Annotated in this window: 17 protein-coding genes; 8 read left to right on the top strand and 9 right to left on the bottom strand. The window is 56.8% G+C overall.

The features are described from left to right. Positions 1–49: 49 nt before the first annotated feature. The 4 genes from ACGY09_RS11585 to mqnE all read right to left on the bottom strand — a co-directional run bounded on the left by ACGY09_RS11585 (position 50) and on the right by mqnE (position 3,632). Positions 50–1,096, bottom strand: a complete 1,047-nt coding sequence (locus ACGY09_RS11585; RefSeq protein WP_397571645.1) for a hypothetical protein — start codon at positions 1,094–1,096, stop codon at positions 50–52. A 163-nt stretch (positions 1,097–1,259) separates the two neighbouring features. Next, positions 1,260–1,673 (bottom strand): VOC family protein, encoded by a 414-nt coding sequence (locus ACGY09_RS11580; RefSeq protein ID WP_373650099.1) that lies wholly within the window; start codon positions 1,671–1,673, stop codon positions 1,260–1,262. A 119-nt stretch (positions 1,674–1,792) separates the two neighbouring features. Beyond that, positions 1,793–2,380 (bottom strand): hypothetical protein, encoded by a 588-nt coding sequence (locus ACGY09_RS11575; protein WP_397571644.1) that lies wholly within the window; start codon positions 2,378–2,380, stop codon positions 1,793–1,795. Positions 2,381–2,510: 130 nt separating this feature from the next. Then, on the bottom strand, positions 2,511–3,632 hold the full coding sequence (mqnE, locus tag ACGY09_RS11570) for an aminofutalosine synthase MqnE (RefSeq protein ID WP_373650101.1): 1,122 nt from the start codon (positions 3,630–3,632) through the stop codon (positions 2,511–2,513). A 372-nt stretch (positions 3,633–4,004) separates the two neighbouring features. Here mqnE and ACGY09_RS11565 point away from each other — a divergent pair, with 372 nt between their 5' ends. Together ACGY09_RS11565 and ACGY09_RS11560 are read left to right on the top strand one after the other, a co-directional pair. Then, positions 4,005–4,388, top strand: coding sequence for a diacylglycerol kinase family protein (locus ACGY09_RS11565; protein ID WP_373650102.1), 384 nt, complete (start codon positions 4,005–4,007; stop codon positions 4,386–4,388). Positions 4,389–4,580: 192 nt separating this feature from the next. Then, positions 4,581–5,822 carry a cell surface protein gene (locus ACGY09_RS11560; RefSeq protein ID WP_373650103.1) on the top strand — a complete coding sequence of 414 codons (1,242 nt, stop codon included), beginning with the start codon at positions 4,581–4,583 and terminating at the stop codon, positions 5,820–5,822. Positions 5,823–5,916: 94 nt separating this feature from the next. On the opposite strand, the gene ACGY09_RS11555 is transcribed toward ACGY09_RS11560, so the two are convergent. Next, a complete protein-coding gene (locus tag ACGY09_RS11555; RefSeq protein ID WP_373650104.1) occupies positions 5,917–6,240 on the bottom strand; it encodes a DUF6793 family protein in 324 nt (107 codons plus the stop codon). Between the two features lie 259 nt (positions 6,241–6,499). Here ACGY09_RS11555 and ispD point away from each other — a divergent pair, with 259 nt between their 5' ends. After that, entirely contained in the window at positions 6,500–7,234 is a 735-nt protein-coding gene (gene ispD, locus ACGY09_RS11550) for a 2-C-methyl-D-erythritol 4-phosphate cytidylyltransferase (RefSeq protein WP_397571643.1), read from the top strand. Positions 7,235–7,313: 79 nt separating this feature from the next. Here ispD and ACGY09_RS11545 read toward each other — a convergent pair whose 3' ends face one another. Further along, positions 7,314–8,705 carry a sigma-54-dependent transcriptional regulator gene (locus ACGY09_RS11545; protein ID WP_373650106.1) on the bottom strand — a complete coding sequence of 464 codons (1,392 nt, stop codon included), beginning with the start codon at positions 8,703–8,705 and terminating at the stop codon, positions 7,314–7,316. 372 nt (positions 8,706–9,077) lie between these two features. Here ACGY09_RS11545 and ACGY09_RS11540 point away from each other — a divergent pair, with 372 nt between their 5' ends. The 4 genes from ACGY09_RS11540 (at position 9,078) to ACGY09_RS11525 (ending at position 13,127) form a co-directional block, all read left to right on the top strand. Continuing rightward, positions 9,078–10,490, top strand: coding sequence for a glycosyltransferase (locus ACGY09_RS11540; RefSeq protein ID WP_397571642.1), 1,413 nt, complete (start codon positions 9,078–9,080; stop codon positions 10,488–10,490). Between the two features lie 237 nt (positions 10,491–10,727). Then, positions 10,728–11,714, top strand: coding sequence for an energy-coupling factor ABC transporter permease (locus ACGY09_RS11535; RefSeq protein ID WP_373650108.1), 987 nt, complete (start codon positions 10,728–10,730; stop codon positions 11,712–11,714). Beyond that, positions 11,704–12,366: a cobalt ECF transporter T component CbiQ gene (cbiQ, locus tag ACGY09_RS11530; protein ID WP_397571641.1), complete on the top strand. Its 663-nt coding sequence runs from the start codon at positions 11,704–11,706 to the stop codon at positions 12,364–12,366. The genes ACGY09_RS11535 and cbiQ overlap by 11 nt, the downstream gene beginning before the upstream one ends. Then, entirely contained in the window at positions 12,363–13,127 is a 765-nt protein-coding gene (locus ACGY09_RS11525; protein WP_397571640.1) for an energy-coupling factor ABC transporter ATP-binding protein, read from the top strand. The genes cbiQ and ACGY09_RS11525 overlap by 4 nt, the downstream gene beginning before the upstream one ends. On the opposite strand, the gene glgC is transcribed toward ACGY09_RS11525, so the two are convergent. The 3 genes from glgC to ACGY09_RS11510 all read right to left on the bottom strand — a co-directional run bounded on the left by glgC (position 13,124) and on the right by ACGY09_RS11510 (position 17,555). Continuing rightward, complete coding sequence (gene glgC / locus ACGY09_RS11520; RefSeq protein ID WP_373653850.1) at positions 13,124–14,341, bottom strand: glucose-1-phosphate adenylyltransferase; 1,218 nt, start codon at positions 14,339–14,341, stop codon at positions 13,124–13,126. The two genes, ACGY09_RS11525 and glgC, sit on opposite strands and share 4 nt — an antisense overlap. 14 nt (positions 14,342–14,355) lie before the next feature. Next, positions 14,356–15,825 carry a neutral/alkaline non-lysosomal ceramidase N-terminal domain-containing protein gene (locus ACGY09_RS11515; RefSeq protein ID WP_373650111.1) on the bottom strand — a complete coding sequence of 490 codons (1,470 nt, stop codon included), beginning with the start codon at positions 15,823–15,825 and terminating at the stop codon, positions 14,356–14,358. A 194-nt stretch (positions 15,826–16,019) separates the two neighbouring features. Then, complete coding sequence (locus ACGY09_RS11510; protein WP_397571871.1) at positions 16,020–17,555, bottom strand: YifB family Mg chelatase-like AAA ATPase; 1,536 nt, start codon at positions 17,553–17,555, stop codon at positions 16,020–16,022. A 631-nt stretch (positions 17,556–18,186) separates the two neighbouring features. Here ACGY09_RS11510 and rpiB point away from each other — a divergent pair. Further along, positions 18,187–18,642 (top strand): ribose 5-phosphate isomerase B, encoded by a 456-nt coding sequence (gene rpiB, locus ACGY09_RS11505; RefSeq protein ID WP_373650112.1) that lies wholly within the window; start codon positions 18,187–18,189, stop codon positions 18,640–18,642. The last annotated feature ends 56 nt before the right edge of the window (positions 18,643–18,698 follow it).

The raw sequence follows: 18,698 nt of genomic DNA, 5'->3' as shown, positions 1-18,698 counted from the left end.
CGCTGCCCCGATCGGGCGATCATTCCGACTTGAAATGGTCGAGGCTCTGTCAGGGGGCCGCGAGTGTCGAATGGATTTCCGTCACTTCGTCGATGACACGCTCCAGTTCTTTCGCGGAATACCGCTGATCGATGTGGAAGCTGAGAATCGATTTCGAGACTTCGCTCTGTGAATCGGCCCAGTGAATGACCGGGAAGATTCGCTTTGTAAACAGGTGCTTCCTGTACCGATCACGATCATTCGTTGTGATCATGAAATACATGTATTCGCCCGGCAGGATCTCGATCTCGGGAAACTCGTTCTGGAATCTCTGTGCGAGAAACTGATGGTTGGCTTTCCGACATTGAAGGACCGAGTGGAAATCGAAGGAGGTTCCTCTGGCGATTTCGTCCGGGTGCGCCGGGGCAATCTCAGGGACGCAGAGGGCTTCGTCCGATTCCTGGCCGAGCTGCAGGAACAATTGCTCGCGCTCTTCAGAGGGGTTCTGCAGGAACTCACTTCGGGCTCGTTCGGCTGCTTTCCGCAGCAGTCGATAGTTTGTTGTGAGCGGCGGGATCGCGATGGTGGACCGATGGTAGGCGACGGCGATATCGAGGCTGCTGAATTTTCTCAGACTGTTGAGTGCGTAGTCACCGCAGAAGCGGGAAATATCGAGGGGGGCCTGAACGAAGTCTTCGATCACCGTCACGCCCGTCGTCTGTTTTAGGTGGCGGATGAAATCGAAGGAGGCGGAGTTGTATCGATTGAAGTGCAGGTACAGCAGCACATCCGTCGGTGGGATTTCGACCAGTTCTTCCACCCGCTGGTAGAAGCGGAAATGAATTCGGCCATTCAGTTTCAATGAGAGTCGATCGAGCGACTCACGACAGAAATTATCCGCCGTCCACAATGTGAGTGGCTCTGGTGTGCGGTGGCAGTCTTTCAGGATCGCGGCGAGTGCATCGACACCGGTTTCGTACAGATGGCGCGTCGTCTGTCGAATCGTGATGGGAAAAAAATCGTCGAAACTGGCCTCCGCTGAATCGACCAGAAAGCGGTCGTGGTCGGAGGCTCCGAACATCCCACCCACAGTCGGCAGTGAATAGTCTTTGCTCATGCGATCATCCCTGATCTGAAAAGGCCATTCCCAATCTCTCGGTTTTCCCTCACGCAACAGGCGACGACCGAGCGAGCCGGAGAGGAGGTGTATGGTTTAATGACCGGTCAAAAAGAACTTCCGAGTGCAGTCCGAATGTGACTTCCTCGACGCCGGCACGCGTCTACGTTCCTGCATCAGCCGCCGAGCAGAGTTCGACGAGATGCCCGTCCGGGTCATTGATAAAGAGTTGCACGGCACCGTCGGGTCGCTGTTTCGGTGGTGAGACGAACTCGATGCCCCGTTCGATGATTTTCCGAGCGGCGGCATGACAGTCATCAACGAGGAAGGCGAAGTGGTGTCCTCGCGAGTTGGCACAGGCGGCAGATCCAGCGGGGCCGGACCCTTCGAATTCGAGGATGGTGTGAATCAGAGTCGGGCCAGCCTGAAACCACTGTCCTTCGAACGAGAAAGCGGGGCGAGGTACCTCCTGCATTCCCAGCAAATCGACATAGAATCGCCGGGTTGCTGCGAGGTCTTTCACAACGATGGTCACGTGATCGAGTGACCGGACACCAATGGATGCTGCGCTGCTCACGACGTTCCTCTCTCCAGAAAGTATTTGGAAACAGATCATCGTCGATAGGACCGACGATGAAAACCGTGATGGGGGCCGCAGAAGTCCTGTCGTGGCAACGCGAAATTCTTCCGCGAACTTCAGGGCGTTTCGAAGCTGATCTCCTGATCGGAACGGAGATCAGCTTCGTCATCCGTTTCAGTGGCGCTGGCGAGAGCCGCTTCGAGCTTGTTCAATTGTCGATAAGCATTGAATCCCAGCAGCATGCAGTAAAGCGCATACCCGTGAAACGCTGCGCTCAAGAGGTCGCCAAAAGCAAGATAGATCAGACCATCCAGCAGGTACAGGAACATCCCCGCGGCGAAGATCCACAGGAATCGTTTCATCGCAAGCAATCCAAACCCGATTGATGCAGCGGCAACGACTACGGAAATGCCAATCGCAATCATTTTGAAAGCGGTCGCCAGACCCGGCTCTGCCTGTCCCACCTCGGAAGCGATCGCATCCACAATAGCGGTGACAGCCAGTCCCACGATGAAGTGGACCTCGCCACCAAAATGGCTGATCGCGGAATTCACTAGAGACAACCCGGCAATCCAGAAGAACCAGCTCGCGCCGGAATCGCCGGCGGCTTTCAGCGTGGCCATTGCCGCACCGACTTGATCGGGCGTAAAGCGGGATTCCTGTGAGACCGCATCGTCACCCGGGAGCGCATCAGGCGAAGCCATCGCAAAACCTTTCAAACCTACACCAGGAAGAGATCAAGCGATCTCTCAAGGATGTCAGCTGGGGGTTCCGCACTGGGCAGACGGGTTCCGGGCTGATTTGAGAAAGGGCCAGATCGGATGACGAAAAAGTCTAACTCGCCATCAGCGGTTCGCCAACACTCCACTGGGCACCGTCACGGATCACGCGGCGGTAGAGGGTGTCTCGTTCGACAGGATCGCGGCCGGTTTCGCGAATCAGGCGGTGCAGGTGCTCAACTGTCAGGCCTTCGGGCGTTTTGGCTCCCGCGTCGTGATAGATGATTTCGTGGACCACGGTTCCGTCGATGTCATCGGCACCAAATCCCAGAGCCACCTGAGCGATCTGCTCACCCAGCATGATCCAGTAGGCTTTAATATGGTCGAAGTTGTCCAGCATGATTCGCGAGAGGGCGATCATTCGCAGGTCCATGCTTCCCGTCGGTTTGGGGATGGAATCGAGACCTGTGTTTTCAGGATGAAACGCCAGCGGGATGAAGGTCTGGAACCCCTTCGTGTCATCTTGAAGGGCGCGAAGCTGGCACAGGTGATCGATCCGATGCTTTGCCTGTTCGATGTGTCCATAGAGCATCGTTGCATTCGACCGCAGGCCAAGTTCGTGTGCAGCGCGGTGAATGGCGATCCAGTTCACGGAATCGGCTTTGTGCTCACAGAGCTGATCGCGGATTTCCGGATGGAAGATTTCGGCACCACCTCCGGGCATGCTTCCCAGCCCGGCGTCGATCAGTTCCTTCAGCACCCATTCCACAGGCTTTTTGGTGATGAAGCTGAACCAGCCGATTTCGACGGCCGTCCAGGCCTTGATGTGGATTTCGGGGCAGGTTTCGTGCAGCACCCGGACGATATTCAAATACCAGTCGAACTTTTTCTGGTGGTGCAGGCCGCCGACGACGTGGATTTCGGTTGCGCCATTCGCACGGGCTTCGAGTACCCGGTCGCGCAGCATCTGATCGTCGAAGACGTACGCTTTGGCGTCGCGCAGGTCTGCCCGGAATGCGCAGAAGCGGCAGCGATAGACGCACACGTTCGTCGGGTTCAAGTGGACGTTGGTGTTGTAGTAGGCGAAGTTGCCGTTCTTCCGCTCGCGAATCTGGTTTGCCAGGCGACCCAGAGTCATCAAATCAACATGCTCGTCGAGGTACAGACCCTCTTCGGGAGTGATTCTCTCTGAGTTGTCCACTTTGCGTTGAATGCGTAACAGAATGTCTTCGGTCATGTTCGTCGTACTAAACGGGTGCGAAAATTGACGTTTTTGAAAACGAGTCTTGTGCATCGTAGTTGGCGCAGCCCATTTCGGCTACTAACTCTGTGGATGCTGGTCTCTCCGTGAAAGAAACTGATTCCGAACCGACGAATGCGGGGGAATTTTGGCCCGGAGACGGACGTGTCGTGTCCGCTTGCGATGCGAGGGTCTCTTCACTGCGGCGGATTTCGACCTCGCGTTACAACAGCCGCTCACCCTGCCCGCTGCCGTTTCAATTTCTCCGGGGACTTGGTTAATTATGACGTCTTGGTGCCAGCCAGTATCCGATGCCGTTCACGGATCAGGGCGATCGCGCGAATTGGACGCTGCAGGAGTCGACGTTACGTGAAGCAACCCGGGTTTTTCCGCAGTGTCTCACACGCATGGGACGGGCTGGTTTACACCGTCCGAACCCAGCGAAATGCGAAAATTCATCTGGTCGCGGGGACCCTTGTACTTCTCGTTGCGGGGGGACTGGGGCTGGATACGGCGCGACTCAGTCTGCTGGTGTTGATCATCGGGGGTGTGCTGGCAGCCGAAACGATCAATACGACTGTCGAAGCAATCGTCGATCTGCTCTCTCCCGAATGGCACGCTCAAGCGAAAGTGGCCAAAGACGTCGCCGCCGCAGGGGTGCTGATCCTCAGTTTGACAGCCATCGTCATTGGTCTGCTGATTCTGGGGCCGCCGCTCTGGAACTGGCTCAATACGCTGTTCGGCACGACCTGAGCGACCTCTAGCGCGGCGCAGAAGTATGGCCAGGCCGGGTAAACACAGGGTGGAATCTGTCGCTGGAGAGGGTCGCGATCGCATTTTCAGGTTGGTAGATTAGAGCGGCATCGATACGGCACCTCTCTCTTCCTTTCACCTTCAAAGCCGTCCATCGGACTGTCTCTCAATCTCCAGAAGGGTAATTGGACTATGGCCAAATCGTCTTCTCAAGGTAGTCGTAGTGACACCACCACTGAAGTCATTCCCGCCATGCCTGCGGGAATCCAGGTCTACCTGGACAGAGCCGTCGGTGCGCTGAAAAAGTTCGGTGTCGCCACGTCCAATGAACCGACCGAACTCGTCAAAATGCTGGACGAAGTGAAAGACGTCGACGAACCCAAGGTGCTGGCGATTGCCAAGACCATTCAGCATATGAGCACGTTCAACCAGCTCGTGCGTGACAATGTTGAGAGCATCAACATCGGGACTCGCTATCTCGAAATTACGCAGATGTTCGATTCGATCCGCGAAGATTCGAAGATGCTGATTCGGCAACTGGACGACGGCAGGTTCAGCATTCCCGAGAGAGCACAGAACCTCTGGATGCGTCTGCGTCGCGGTACTCCTTCCGCTCGTTTCGAGAAGATCGCAGAACTCTACAAGAGTGTTTCGGTTGATACGAAAGACCAGTTGCTGCGGGAAGAGGCGATTATGGACGCCTACATCGACTTTCGCTTCGCGTTGAAGCAAGCCGAAGTCCTTGCCCGTGAAGTTCTCGATGAGCATACTCCGAAGCTGCTGAAGGCCCAGGAGGCTCTTTCCGAGGCTCAGGAAGCGGTGACTGCCGCAGTGAATGAGGAACCGGGTAAGCGTTCAAAGCTGGAACTCACCCGCGACGAAGCGCGCTACGCGTTCGAAAAAGAAGATCGTACCTATCAATTACTTAAAGATATCGCCGAGAACCTGAGTGTCGGTTATGACGTCGGTGAAACGCTTGTGACCAAGCTCAAACAGACACATGATGTCAAGGATCAGGTCTATCGCCGCTCGGTCACCTTCTTTACGACCAATGAGCACGTCTTCACGATTCTGGGGACGGTCTATACCTCGCAACAAGGTTTAAACGAAGCGACGAAGTCGACCGAGGCGATGAAAGAAGGGGTCAACAAGGGGCTCGAGGATGTGGCGGAGCTGGGCCGGGAACTGGAACGAGCCGCCATCAAAGCGGGTTACGGTTCGACGATCCGCCCTGAATCGGTCGAGAAACTTGTCACTGCGATCTCGGATTACCAGATCGAATCGATCGAGATGATCGCAGAACTGCGACGTGAGAGTGAGCAGAGTGCTCAGGAAATCAGGCGCGTCGTCGAAGAAGGAAAAAGACGCTTTCAAGAGACCGTGCTCAAGTTCGAAGCACCAGGTTCAGCCCGAAAGCTTGAGCAGACGAAGTGAGAGCTGTGAACTAAGTTGTCAGGTCAACGGCATGCAGAACGCCCTCTCGAGGGAGCGAGAGGGCCAGGCAGCAGTATGACGTGATCGGTTCAACTCACCATCCTAATGACATGTTTGTTTCAATGACCCGTTGAGCTTCGTGCAGGTCCGTTCCGGTGTCGTGCATGTATAACCGGATGGCGTGGACTTTGTCGCCGTGTGAACGACTCAGGCAATCCCGTGCTCTGTCACACGGTTCTCCCGTTCCTTCGATCCCGAGCAATCTTTTTGAAATCACCCAGACATCGTGGGGACGTCGGGCAATGCGCTTGATGTGGTCTTCCGGGTAGTTCGACAGGGTAATGGCTTCAGCGCCTGCCTGATCTTCAGCCCAGGCGATCATGATGTGTGCGTCGGTCTCGATTTCAAACAGAGCCATGAATGCACCTCGAATTCCAATGAAAGGGAAAGGTGAGAACGGCAACGAGTGACCTGTTGTCTGTTACTCGCGTCAGTATAACGCCCGGATTCCGTCTGAGTCTATCACTTTGATCGAAGCGTCCTGCGCGGCCGTAAATGGGGCCGTCGACATTGATCTGGCGGAGCGTCACCGGTTGTGCGCTGTCCGATTCTTCCTAGAATAAAGGAACTCGTCAGATCTATTTGCTTTTGACCTTCCCGAAGCCTTCGAGTTCATCATGCCCAAATTTGCTGTGATTCTGCCCGCTGCCGGGAAAAGCAGCCGGTTCTCAAAACAGCGCAGAAAGGTTTTTGTCGAGCTGAAAGGTCGCCCTGTCTGGGTGCGGACGGCCGAACAGTTTGTGAACCGCGGCGACGTCGTTCAAACGATCATTGTCGTTTCCCCTGAGGATCTCGAATCATTCAAAGAGAAGTTTCGCGCTAACCTGGCGTTCATGGACATCGAGGTCGTAACGGGGGGAGCCGAGCGGGCTGACTCAGTCGAGCGCGGGCTGGCTCGGGTACGGGCCGATGTGGATTTCGTCGCGGTCCACGATGCGGCCAGACCATTGATTGTCAAACAGTGGATTGACGAAGTCTTCGCCGCCGCTGAAAAGCATGACGCGGCAATACTCGCAAACCCCGTGACCAGTACGCTGAAGCGGGTCGGTGAAGATCACAGTATCCAGCAGACAGTGTCGCGTGCTCATCTCTGGGCAGCACAGACCCCGCAGGTGTTTCGGCGTCAACTTTTGCTCGACGCCTACGCTCAACGTGGGTCGTATCAGCCGACAGACGAGGCGGAATTAGTAGAGCGGTTCGGAGCGACAGTCAAAGTCGTGCCGGGGTCACCTCTGAACCTGAAAATCACCACACAGGACGACTTCCACATCGCTGAACATCTGCTCGACGCGTTACCCAAGGACAAGCGAATCGGTTTCCTGCATCCCTTCGAGGATGAACCTCGGGACTGAGGGGGGGCTTGGGTGCCTGAGGGCATCCCGGTGAAGGTGATGCCCCCCATTTGTGGCTGTGCCAGTCGCCTTGACAGAATCAGCCTGCCGCTCGCGTCTGGTCGGCGTTCAGTTTGTTGTACAACGTCTTCAGGGCGATACCGAGTTCAGCAGCCGCCTTCGGCTTGTCTCCTTGATACTTGTCGAGCGCCTTGTAGATCATGTCCATCTCGATTTCCCGCAGGGTTTTCGGCGAGGACTGGACCGCGGCCGAGACAGGCAGCGTCTGCGGTGCGTCGATATACCGGTGCAGGTGAGAGGGAAGATCCTCGGGCCGGATGGTGACGCCATCCGACATGATGAGTGCTCGTTCCAGGGCGTTCGCCAGTTCTCGCACGTTCCCGGGCCAGTCGTGCTGCTTGAGCACGGTAATCGCCTCGGCCGACAGAATCGACTCGGGGATATCGCGGCGTTTGAGATAGCGTGAGATCAGAGTCCGTGCGAGTTCGGGAATGTCATCCCGACGTTCGCGCAGCGGCGGCAGGGGAATTTCGAATGTATTGATGCGGAAGTAAAGGTCTTCGCGGAAGAGTCCTTCAGCAACCATCTTCTGGATATTGCGATTCGTTGCACAGACAACTCGGACGTCGACGTGGAAGGCTTCGTTTTCACCGACCCGTCGGACTTCGCCCGATTCAAGGAATCGCAGCAGCTTGACCTGCATCGACTTATCGAGTTCCCCGAATTCGTCGAGGAACAGCGTTCCCCCGTTGGCGACTTCGATCAGTCCTTTTCGAGACTTCTCGGCACCTGTGTAGGCACCTTTGCCGTGTCCGAAGAGTTCACTTTCGACGAGATTCTCGGCCAGTGCACCGCAGTTGACGGGCACGAACGGCATATTGGCTCGCTGGCTGAGGTCGTGAATCCGACGAGCCACCAGTTCCTTACCGGTTCCCGTTTCGCCCTGGATCAGGACGCTGGAATCCGTGGGGGCGATCTTTTCGCAGAGCTTTTTGACTCGCAGCATCGGAGGCGAATGGCCAATCAGATCTGGCGAGCCTTCGACGGCTTTCAGCCGACTTTCGAGAGCGATTGTCTTGTTGGTGAGCGTTCGTTTTTCGGCGACACGCTTTAGCGAGGCCGCAATCTCGGCCATTTTCCAGGGTTTACGGAGGAAGTCATATGCCCCCAGGCGGATGCCTTGAATGGCAGCATCCATATCTCCGTGGCCGGTGCTGATAATCACTTCCGTCTCTGGCGAGACCTTTTTGATGTGTTCGATGACATCCCATCCGCTGAGACCTGGCATTCGCAGGTCAACGATGGCCGCATCAAAGGCCTGCTTGTCGAGTGCCTTCAGAGCGGCGTGTCCATCCTCACACATGACAACATCGTGTCCCATGCGAGGAAGTTCAATTTTCATCACGTCGCGAATGGCTTGTTCGTCATCAACGAACAACACACGCAACTTTTGTGTTGAGGCAACAGTCAACGGGCTATCTCCTTGCCCAACCGGGTGGCATCCATGTCACCGGGCCGACGCAGTTCCAATCCTTGGAATGGCGAGCCGAAACCTTCGCTGGAAGGACCGATTGATATCAGAGAAATCGAAATGCCGCAATGGGCATTATCCGCATTTCGTGCTTCCGGAAGTGAACATTGATACCATGCCTTTTTGATCTTGCAATTGAACGATTCTTCCGCTCACGCGAAGACTTACGAAGAATTTCCGTGGTCGAAACCAGGCCTGTATGGACGTCCTCCATGCCTGTCACGCCCCCATAGAGAGTGGTCTCACCCGAGGTTCCCCAGCGCCGTGACCGTGCCACCACATTTTCTTTTCGGACCGGCATTCGGTTAGAACGTGTTGATCACGGAAATCGGAACAGTCTCGGCGGCGATGCCGCTCATCAACTCAGAAGTCGTTGTGACTTCCCTCAAACTTCCTCAAGTCGTCGAGTTGCCTAAAGTGCGCAAAGTACTGCTGACCACATTCGGGTCCTACGGTGATCTGCACCCCTATCTGGCGATGGCGAGAGCGCTCAAAAGCCGGGGTGACGAAGTATCGATCGCGACGCATCCGGAGTACCGGGATCAGGTGGAGCGACTTGGGGTTCGATTCGTGCCGATGAAACCGGGGTTTGAGGAATTGGGGCCCGATGACGAGTGGGCGGCGAAAGCCAATCATTCGATTCATGGGTCGGAATTCATCATTCGCGTGCTGATCATGCCCTATCTGGAGGCCAGCTATGAGACGATTAAGTCGGAAGCGGCGACGCATGACCTGATCATCAGTCATGTCCTTACCTTTGCCGCGCCGATCATGGCCGAAGAGTTGCGGATTCCCTGGATATCGACCGCGCTGCAGCCATCCATTTTCTTTTCTGCATACGATCCCCCCGCACTCGGTTTTCTGACGATTCTTCCTCGTCTCAAGTTTCTCGGTCCGCGTTTCATGCGCGGGTTGCTGGACCTGATGGCGAAAGCGACGATCCCCTGGCAGAAGCCGATCGGAGCCCTGCGCGCACGGATCGGGCTGCCAGCTTCGACCGTCAATATGCTGACGGAGGGGTTTTCGCCTTATGGCACACTGGCGTTGTTCCCTCGCTCGTTCGCCTCGGCAAAGCCGGACTGGCCCGGGAACGTGCATCACGTCGGGTTTCCTCTGTTTGATGAAGAGACGACCCGCGACATCTCCGAGGGGCTGAGACGATTTCTCGACGCGGGGGATGCTCCTGTCGTGTTCACGCTGGGGTCAGCGGTCGTGCGAATGCAGACAAACTATTATGAAGTGGCCTATCAGGCGGTGAAGAAGCTGGGGATGCGGGCTGTCCTGCTGGTCGGAAAAAATCCGCATCGCGTTCCCGCCGCAGCGATGTCGGATCCGAACGTACACGTTTCGGATTATGAACCTTTTTCAGGGTTGTTTCCTCGGGCAGAGATCGTCGTCCATCAGTGTGGAGTGGGGACGACCAGTCAGGCACTGGCCTCGGGACGTCCCCAGATTCTGGTTCCGTTTGCTCATGACCAGCCGGATAATGCCCGTCGGGTCGCCGAACTGGGGTGTGGTGTCGTGGTTTCTTCGCGTCGCCTGAGTGTGTCTCGACTCGTGGCGGCTCTCCGACGCCTGAAGGACTCACCCCGATTCGCGGAGCAAGCCCGGCAAGTCGTCGATCAACTCGAGCTTCCCGACTTCAATCAGCGGCTTTTCGCCGCCGTCGACTCGATCCTTTCCGAACCGGTGGAGACATCGGCGGCGCACAAGGTCGATATTTAACGCGCTGGATACTCTGGGCAGCCGTTAGAACGGAAAAACTTTCTCCAGCTGCTGGAATGCACAAAACCTTAACCGCTAAAGTATCGCCGACATTCAACCTTGCCCAACATTTCGTCCTTCCCCGCTACGACGCCCGTTCGGGACACGGGTCCAGTCGGAACAGTCGGTGTGGAATCCCGTGTTGAAGCGATGAAAATCTGGCAACATAACCTCAGTCAATGAGATGAGTTTCCGAATATGCATATCCGAGATGGAATCCTGAGCCCTGAGGTGTGTCTTGTCACAGGCCTGCTGAGTCTTTCCGCAATCGGATTCAGCTTGCGTAAGCTCCGCTTCGATCTGGAGGATCGCGCTGTTCCGCTGACTGGCATGTTGGCGGCCGTGATCTTCGCCGGGCAGATGGTCAATTTCCCCTTGATTGGACTGCCCGTGTCGGGACACCTGCTGGGGGGAGTGCTGGCTTCGGTCATCCTGGGTCCTTGGGCGGGATGCCTGGCCATTTCGCTCGTGTTAATCGTACAGGCGGTATTGTTCAACGACGGCGGGTTGCTCTCGCTGGGGGCCAATATCCTGAATATGGGTGTGGTGGGAGCGTGGGGCGGGTATGCGATTTATGCCACGCTGCGTAAGTGGATGGGAAACCGTTCTGTCTCCGCTGTCCCTGCTGCTGTGATTGCGGCGTGGCTTTCTGTGCTGGCGGCGGCCACGCTGTTCTGTGTCGAGTTTGGCCTCTCAGCAGGTTCACGAGGCTTCAGTCTCCGCAGCATCTTAACCCTGATGGTTCTCTACCATGCGTTGATCGGGGTCGGAGAAGCCTTGATCACCGGGGGGATCGTTGGATTCGTGTTGTCGAGACGTCCCGATCTGGTCCCTTCGTCTCAGCCCGAAAGTCGCGCGGGGAACGTGGGCGCTTTTGCCATCGCGGGATTCATGGCCGCTTTGGCCGTGGCGGCGTTTGTCGCTCCTTTCGCCTCGGAGAATCCTGACGGCCTGGACATGGTCGCGGAAACGACAGGGATGGACGTACTGAATGTTGAACGTGAGGCCCTTGTCCTGGATGACTATGCCATCCCCGGTCTCGAGGGGGCGGGATGGCCGATTCTGGCCACTTCGCTTGCCGGAGTTCTTGGGACCACGGCCGTCTTCGCGATTGCGGTGACCCTTGGAAAGGCGGCACGCTGGAACAGCCCTGCTCTGGCTGCGGATGGTGTTCATGGCAACTAGTGGGGAAGCCATCAAATCAGTCAGCCCTTGTCATGCGTTGTCGCCGAATACCAAACTCGGCATGACCTTGGCGGTCATCATCCTTTCGAGTCTGATTCCTGCTGAACACTGGCCCGCTCAGGGGCTGCTCATGGCTTTCGTCTTTGCAGGACTCAGTCTGGCGGGTATCGAACTCGGCTATCTGGCACGGCGCGTGGGGCTCTTCCTGCCCATGCTGCTGATCTTCGGTTTATCCATCCCGCTGGCGCAGATGGATCGGGAAGCGGCATGGGTCTGGACGATCGGACTCTGGTTACGCTGTCTGATCTCATTTCTGGCAGGGTTGTGGCTGATTCACGTCCTTCCCTTTCCGGAACTGCTGATGACATTGCGGAACTGGAAGTGCCCGGCATTGCTCGTGGCGATGCTGGCCTTCATGTACCGTTACATTTTCATTCTCTGGGACGAAGTGAACCGGCTTCGCAATGCGCGGGATGCACGCGATTTCGGTACGGCCTCACTGTGGATGAAATGGACAACGAATGCTCAGCTCATCGGACTGCTTCTGTTACGTGCCATGGAGCGTGCCGAGCGAACTCATCATGCCATGCTGGCCCGGGGTTGGGATGGTTCACCAAAATTCCTCGGTGATGATTCGAGAAAGGTAACATGAACGCCGCACCCCCGATGAGAGCGATTGAACTTCGCAAGCTCTCGTTTCGATACCCGAACGGCCGCGTGGCGCTGGAAGATCTTTCCTGTTGTGTGGATCAGGGGGAACGAATTGCCGTGGTCGGTCCCAGTGGTGCCGGCAAGTCAACCTTGCTGATGCATCTGAACGGGTTGTTACCCAGTCCTGCAATGACACAGGAAGCCCAGGCACAGGTCTTTATCGAGTCGATCCCGGTCATCAAAGGCCGTCTCCCCGAAGTGAGACGGAAGGTTGGCTTTCTTTTCCAGGATCCCGACGATCAGTTGTTCTGCCCCACCGTCCGGGAAGATGTGGCGTTCGGCCCGCTCAACCTGGGACTGGCTCAAGCCGAAGTCATGCTTCGCGTGAACCGCAGTCTGGCAGCGGTCAGCCTTCCCGAGCACGGTGCACGAAATCCGTCACAACTCAGCACGGGCGAACGCAAACGCGTTTGTCTGGCAGGTGTGCTGGCCTGTGAACCGTCGATGCTGGTCCTTGATGAGCCGACGAGCAATCTGGATCCGCGAGCTCGCCGCCAACTGCTCGAGATCCTGCGCAGCTTTAAAGGGACGCAGATCATTGCCACCCACGATCTGGACTTTGCTCTGGATCTGTGTCAGCGCGCGTTCGTGCTGGATGGTGGTAAGATCCAGGCAGACGGACCTGTTGAGCAGGTCCTTGCCAATCCCGTGCAGATGGAATGCCACGGTCTCGAGGTTCCCTGGCGATTGCGTCGCGGTTAATCCGCCTTCCCGATGACGACAATTCCTGAATCGGTCACGGTGTAGCCCGCCGCACGGTCCTGGGCCAAGTCGTAACCGACCGTCGTTCCTTCCGGCAGTTGGACCCGTTTGTCGATGATGGCTCGTCGGATCTTGCAGTTCCGACCGATCTCAACTCCGTCGAAGAGAATCGAGTCTTCGACCGTCGCCCAACTGTTCACGCGTACGTTGTAGCCGAGCACAGAACGCCGGACGGTCCCGCCAGAGAGGATCGAGCCCGAGCAGACCATACTGTCGAGCGCATGGCCCGTTCTCGGGTTGGCTCCGGCTGTTTGAGCGAAGACAAACTTGGGAGGGGGCTCCTGAGGCATGTAAGTTTTGAGCGGCCAGGACCGGTCGTACAAGTTAAGTTCCGGTTCAACGGCGACCAGATCCATATTCGCGGCGTAATACGCGTCAAGCGTTCCGACATCGCGCCAGTAAAGGCTGCGCCCCGTGTTCTTGTCGTGGAACGGAAATGCTCGCACCAGCTTTGACTGGATCAGTGTGGGGATAATGTCTTTGCCGAAGTCGTGAGAACTGCGGGGATCAGTCGCATCACGACACAACTGGTCGAACAGGAAGTTCGTGTTGAAGACATAGATCCCCATCGAAGCCATGCAGCGTTTGGGGTCACCTGGCAGCGGTTTTGGCTGTGCTGGCTTTTCCTCAAAGCTGATGATCTTGCGGGAATGATCAATTTCCATCACCCCGAATTCCCGTCCCTCTTCGAGGGTGCACGGAATGCAGCCGATGGTCAGAGCGGCTTTGGATTCAATGTGATCCTTCAGCAGGTCCGCATAATCCATCTTGTAGATGTGGTCACCCGACAGGATGACGATGTAATCAGAACCCGCCTGTTCGATGGAATAGATGTTCTGGTAGACGGCGTCGGCCGTTCCCTGATACCAGTTCGAATCAACGCGCTGCTGGGGAGGCAGCACGTCGATGTACTCGTTCAGTTCGCGGCAAAGAAATCTCCAGCCCAGATTCAGATGCCGGTCGAGACTGGCGGACTTGAACTGCGTCATCACCAGGATTTTTCGCAGCCCACTGTTGATGCAATTGGAGAGAGCGAAGTCGATGATCCGATAAGCCCCACCGAACGGGACCGCAGGTTTAGCGCGGTCGCGTGTCAGTGGTTCCAGTCGTGTCCCCTTGCCTCCTGCCAGGATCAATGCCAGCACTCGTTGCATCATCGTCTATCCAATCACTTATTCAGTTCTGACAACAGTTCGAGAGCGGTCGCCCGAATCTTGGGTTCCGAGTCCTCAGCGAGGTAGCTGGATCGGGCGCGCCATGTTTCGTAACCCCCTAACAGGAATTGCCCGGGCGGTGGCAGATAACCGTTGTAGCCGTTCGCCAGTTCGATTGTGAACGTCTGATTGAACGGGCTTTCCTTCTTGATGGCAAGTCCTGTTTCAGTGAACGTTTCGCAAGGCGAAGTCGCAATTCCCAGGGAGCCGATCCGGATTGCCTGAACCTTCACCTTTACCGTCGCAGGATACTCAGACAGCAACACGGTCTCGCGAGCATAGATCGAGGGCATGTCACCCAGCGGCCGGGTTTTAATGGAATCAAGTTTCATTTTTGCCTGATCAATGTCCTGTTCGCTGGGCTTGCGGACACCCAGTTCCAGTTCCTTTTCGCGACAGGCCAGCGGGACATAGTCCTGGTACTGAATCTGATTGCAGACCCGCACTGCGTCCTGAGCCAGCAGTTCGGCGACAAACTGAATCTGCTCGTAGGGGGCGCGTGCAGGAATCGACTTCTGACTGAAGTCAACGTTGTTGACGTCGCCGCTTGTCCCGTTGGACATGATGCCGACGAATGCCGGTTCTACGGTCGAGGCGTTCAAGTGTCGTTTGATCCGCTGAGCAAACTCGCCGTAGTAATCGGCAGAAGCCAGCCCCCCTTCCACCCCCCCGACGTAATGCAGGGAATAGTTCGCCAGCAGCGCGATCGGGCGTCCGCTGCGGGACTGGATCGACAGGATGCTCAGTTGCGGGTCGATCAGACCGATCGATGCCGTCACCTTGGGGTTGCCGAGACCGGGGTTCATGAGCGCCCGGTCTGACGTTCCGTTGAACGGGTTGACGACGGTTTCCCCTTCTTTCAGCAACCATCGGCGATTGAACAACTGCGATGGTTCGTCGATTGCCCCCCAGCCGATTCGAGCCGGCTCCAACTGGCTCTGGGCCTGTTCGATTCCCTTCGCAATCTTCTCAACGAGAAATTCCACATAGTCGGCATCCGGCTCACTCTGGAACACCCCGGTGACGGTGGGGCATGAGTGGGCGTGTGTGGCCGAAATCAGGATGTTGGACGTCGGGATGCCCGTCTTCTTCGAAGCGAGCACTTTTGCCCGGTCCATCAGGTCGCGCGGAATCATGCAACTGTCGCAGACGACAATCGCCAGCGAAGTTCTGTCGTCACTGGCGGGGTTCTTGGAGTTCAGCACGATGCAGCGAGCGTGAAGTGGATCATGCACACCCTTGGCCTGTTGGTCCGACATTCCTCCATTCAGCGAGATCGGAAACTTCTGAGGAGAGATATCCTGTGCGTAAGCACCTGCCAGGAATGTCGCTGACGTATCGGCGGCCTGACTCGGTGAAGAGCCCAGCAATCCCAGACAAAGAATAGCGGTACACCAGACTTGCACCCGTCCAACACGATTCATCGTTCTGACCTTTCCTGACTCAGTGTGAGTCCATTTCATGACACGCCTATCCGGGCACAGCATGGCTGATGCCGGGTGTCAGGGCAACCTAGTCTCCTGTCTGCCAAACGGCAAGACCGGCGGCTTTAAGTGGGCAGGCTGCAGTGCGAAAAGAGTCTTGACGGTCGACAGAATTTGGCGCGGGTCGCAATCGGCTATTTCCAGTATGAACGGTCCAGCGTGCGGTAGTTGATCGCTTCGCTGAGGTGTGACGCGGTGATGCGTTCGCTCGCTTCCAGGTCGGCAATCGTGCGGCTGATCCTCAGAATCTTGTCGTGAGCCCGAGCCGAAAGACCCATCTCTTCCATTGCGCTTTTGAGCAGGGATTCTGCGTCAGATTCAAGTTTACAGAACTGGCGGATCTGCTGAGGCGGCATGCGACCGTTCAATCGAAGCGATCCCTTTCCAAAGCGGCGCTGCTGGATTTCTCTGGCCGCGACGACCTGGGACTTCATGGATTCACTGTTGGTCCCCGCCGTCTGGTTCGACAGTTCGCGAAACGGAACGGGCGGAACTTCGATATGGATGTCGAGTCGATCGAGTAAGGGGCCGCTGATACGGCTCATGTACCGCTCGATCACCATCGGATTGCAGTGGCACTGGCGTCGGGGGTCACCGAAATAGCCGCACGGGCAGGGATTCATGGCAGCCACCAGCATCAGGTTGGCGGGAAATGTCAGGCTGCCCATCGCGCGACTGATCGTGACGCGACCATCTTCCAGCGGTTGCCGCAGGACTTCCAGCGTGCGTCGATTGAATTCGGGGAGCTCGTCGAGAAACAACATTCCGTTGTGAGCCAGGCTGATCTCGCCCGGTGTCGGGATGCTCCCACCCCCGACGAGTCCTGCTTCGCTGATAGTGTGGTGCGGTGAACGGAACGGACGCTGCAGCATAAGGGCCTGTCCCGGCTGCAGCCGTCCCACGGCACTGTAGATTCGCGTCGTCTCGAGACTTTCTGCGGGGGCGAGTTCCGGGAGGATGGTTCCTAACCGCGAGGCCAGCAACGTCTTACCGGTGCCGGGGCTTCCCAGCATCAGCAGATGGTGGGCTCCTGCGGCAGCGACAGTGACGGCTCGCTTGGCTGATTCCTGGCCGCGCACATCTGAGTAATCAACGCCGTATTGCCCGTAGCTGGCAACCGCGTCGGCCCAACTGAAGGGTTGGGGAGGAATCTCCAACTGGCCGCTGTAAAAGCCGACCGCTTCGGTCAGGGACGTGACGGGAATAATATCGATTCCTTCCACAACCGCCGCTTCCTGAGCGTTGGCAGCGGGCAGCACGACCCCTCTCCAGCCCTGCTCTTTGGCGGCGAGGGCCATTGAGAGAGCCCCTTTGGCCGGGCGGATCGTCCCGTCGAGGGCCAGTTCACCGATGGCGGCGTATTGGCTCAGTGCGTCGGACGTCAGTTGTCCGCTGGCGACGAGCATTCCCATCGCAATGGGAAGATCGAAGGAGGCTGCTTCTTTCGGGAGGTCCGCGGGCGACAGATTGATCACGATCCGATCAAGCGGCCGGACATAGCCACAATTGACAAGCGCTCTTTCGATGCGATGAGTGCTCTCGCGGACTGCGGCCTCGGCCAGTCCGACGAGAATCGTTTTGGGCATGGCACCCGGAGAGATATCGACTTCGACCTCCACCGGCAGCGCGTCGATTCCGAGCAACGAATAAGTCGTCAGTTTGGCGAGCATCTTCGTGCGGAACTCCGGCTTGAGTAGGCCATTCACTGACACGTTTTTGTCGGAATGTCGATCGACAAGAGACCGTTAACTCGGTCCTTACGAAAGCTTCCCGACGAGTCGATCGAGGCAACACTGTTCGTGCGGAAACGTCGAGAACACAGGTGCGCCAAGATACGAAAAAGCGATACTCCCGAACAGTCCGCAGTAGAAACTGACTCAGGACGTTGGGGAGTTCTTAAATACGGGCATCCTCTCCCGTTACTTTGAACCGCTAAGCCTGCGCGGCCGGTCGGATCAGGTGCTGTAAAAAAAACAGCGACGAGAATCCGTGGCGTCCTGGTCGGCCAATGCCCGTCGTCCCTGTTCTGGTATTCGTTCCCGAAGCGCCGTCAAAACAAGCTTCAAGCGAACCGGAGGGTCATTCTGCGGTCAATCAGCCATTCCGGCCTGACGCAGCTCCATCCTTGAGAAAAAGCGAGTATTGCCGGGTGGTGGTCGTGAGGCGGCGTCCTGTTTCCCTTCCGATAGATCGCCTATGATAGTGTGAGATGAAGGATCATCTTGAACTCACAATAGTACCCGGTTTCCGTTCAGGACGCCGGGTCGCGCTACGTCCCTACCCCAGTGACGAATACGATCTATGAAAATCGCAGTTGCCAGTGAACACCGTGGATTTCGAGCCAAGGATCGAGTCCTGGCGTGTCTGAGAGAGCTGAATCACGTCGCGATTGATTTCGGGCCGAACTCGGAAGAGATGTGTGACTATCCTGACTATGCGTCGCTCGCCGCACGGGCTGTTTCCCGTGGAGAAGTCGATCGTGCGATCCTGATCGGGGGGACCGGAATCGGGATGACGATCGTCGCAAACAAATTCCGTGGTGTCCGGGCCGCACTTTGTTGTGACGAACTTTCTGCGCGAATCAGCCGAAGTCACAACGATTCCAATATCCTGTGCATGTCAGTGAATTTGTCCGGTGACTGGATCGATGCCCGGATGATCAAAATCTGGCTCGAAACCCCCTTTGAAGGGGGGCGTCACTCCCGGCGAATCGCCCAGATTTCCGAGCTGGAACAGGAACTGAACAGTCCTCACTGACAATCGATTCTCACGAAGATTGTCCGTTCTCGCCTGGCAACACTTCGGTGGGCGAC

The organism is Schlesneria sphaerica, from assembly GCF_044336245.1.
GTDB classification, from domain to species: Bacteria; Planctomycetota; Planctomycetia; order Planctomycetales; family Planctomycetaceae; genus Schlesneria; species Schlesneria sphaerica.
This window is presented reverse-complemented; position numbering and strand designations above follow the sequence as displayed.

Bases quoted from the DNA above. Each gene is read 5' to 3' on its own strand.
- glgC (WP_373653850.1), bottom strand. From the start codon at position 14,341: ATGCAACGAGTGCTGGCATTGATCCTGGCAGGAGGCAAGGGGACACGA.
- ACGY09_RS11535 (WP_373650108.1), top strand. From the start codon at position 10,728: ATGCATATCCGAGATGGAATCCTGAGCCCTGAGGTGTGTCTTGTCACA.
- ispD (WP_397571643.1), top strand. From the start codon at position 6,500: ATGCCCAAATTTGCTGTGATTCTGCCCGCTGCCGGGAAAAGCAGCCGG.
- cbiQ (WP_397571641.1), top strand. From the start codon at position 11,704: ATGGCAACTAGTGGGGAAGCCATCAAATCAGTCAGCCCTTGTCATGCG.
- ACGY09_RS11510 (WP_397571871.1), bottom strand. From the start codon at position 17,555: ATGCTCGCCAAACTGACGACTTATTCGTTGCTCGGAATCGACGCGCTG.
- ACGY09_RS11525 (WP_397571640.1), top strand. From the start codon at position 12,363: ATGAACGCCGCACCCCCGATGAGAGCGATTGAACTTCGCAAGCTCTCG.
- ACGY09_RS11560 (WP_373650103.1), top strand. From the start codon at position 4,581: ATGGCCAAATCGTCTTCTCAAGGTAGTCGTAGTGACACCACCACTGAA.
- ACGY09_RS11585 (WP_397571645.1), bottom strand. From the start codon at position 1,096: ATGAGCAAAGACTATTCACTGCCGACTGTGGGTGGGATGTTCGGAGCC.
- mqnE (WP_373650101.1), bottom strand. From the start codon at position 3,632: ATGACCGAAGACATTCTGTTACGCATTCAACGCAAAGTGGACAACTCA.
- rpiB (WP_373650112.1), top strand. From the start codon at position 18,187: ATGAAAATCGCAGTTGCCAGTGAACACCGTGGATTTCGAGCCAAGGAT.
- ACGY09_RS11575 (WP_397571644.1), bottom strand. From the start codon at position 2,380: ATGGCTTCGCCTGATGCGCTCCCGGGTGACGATGCGGTCTCACAGGAA.
- ACGY09_RS11555 (WP_373650104.1), bottom strand. From the start codon at position 6,240: ATGGCTCTGTTTGAAATCGAGACCGACGCACACATCATGATCGCCTGG.
- ACGY09_RS11515 (WP_373650111.1), bottom strand. From the start codon at position 15,825: ATGAATCGTGTTGGACGGGTGCAAGTCTGGTGTACCGCTATTCTTTGT.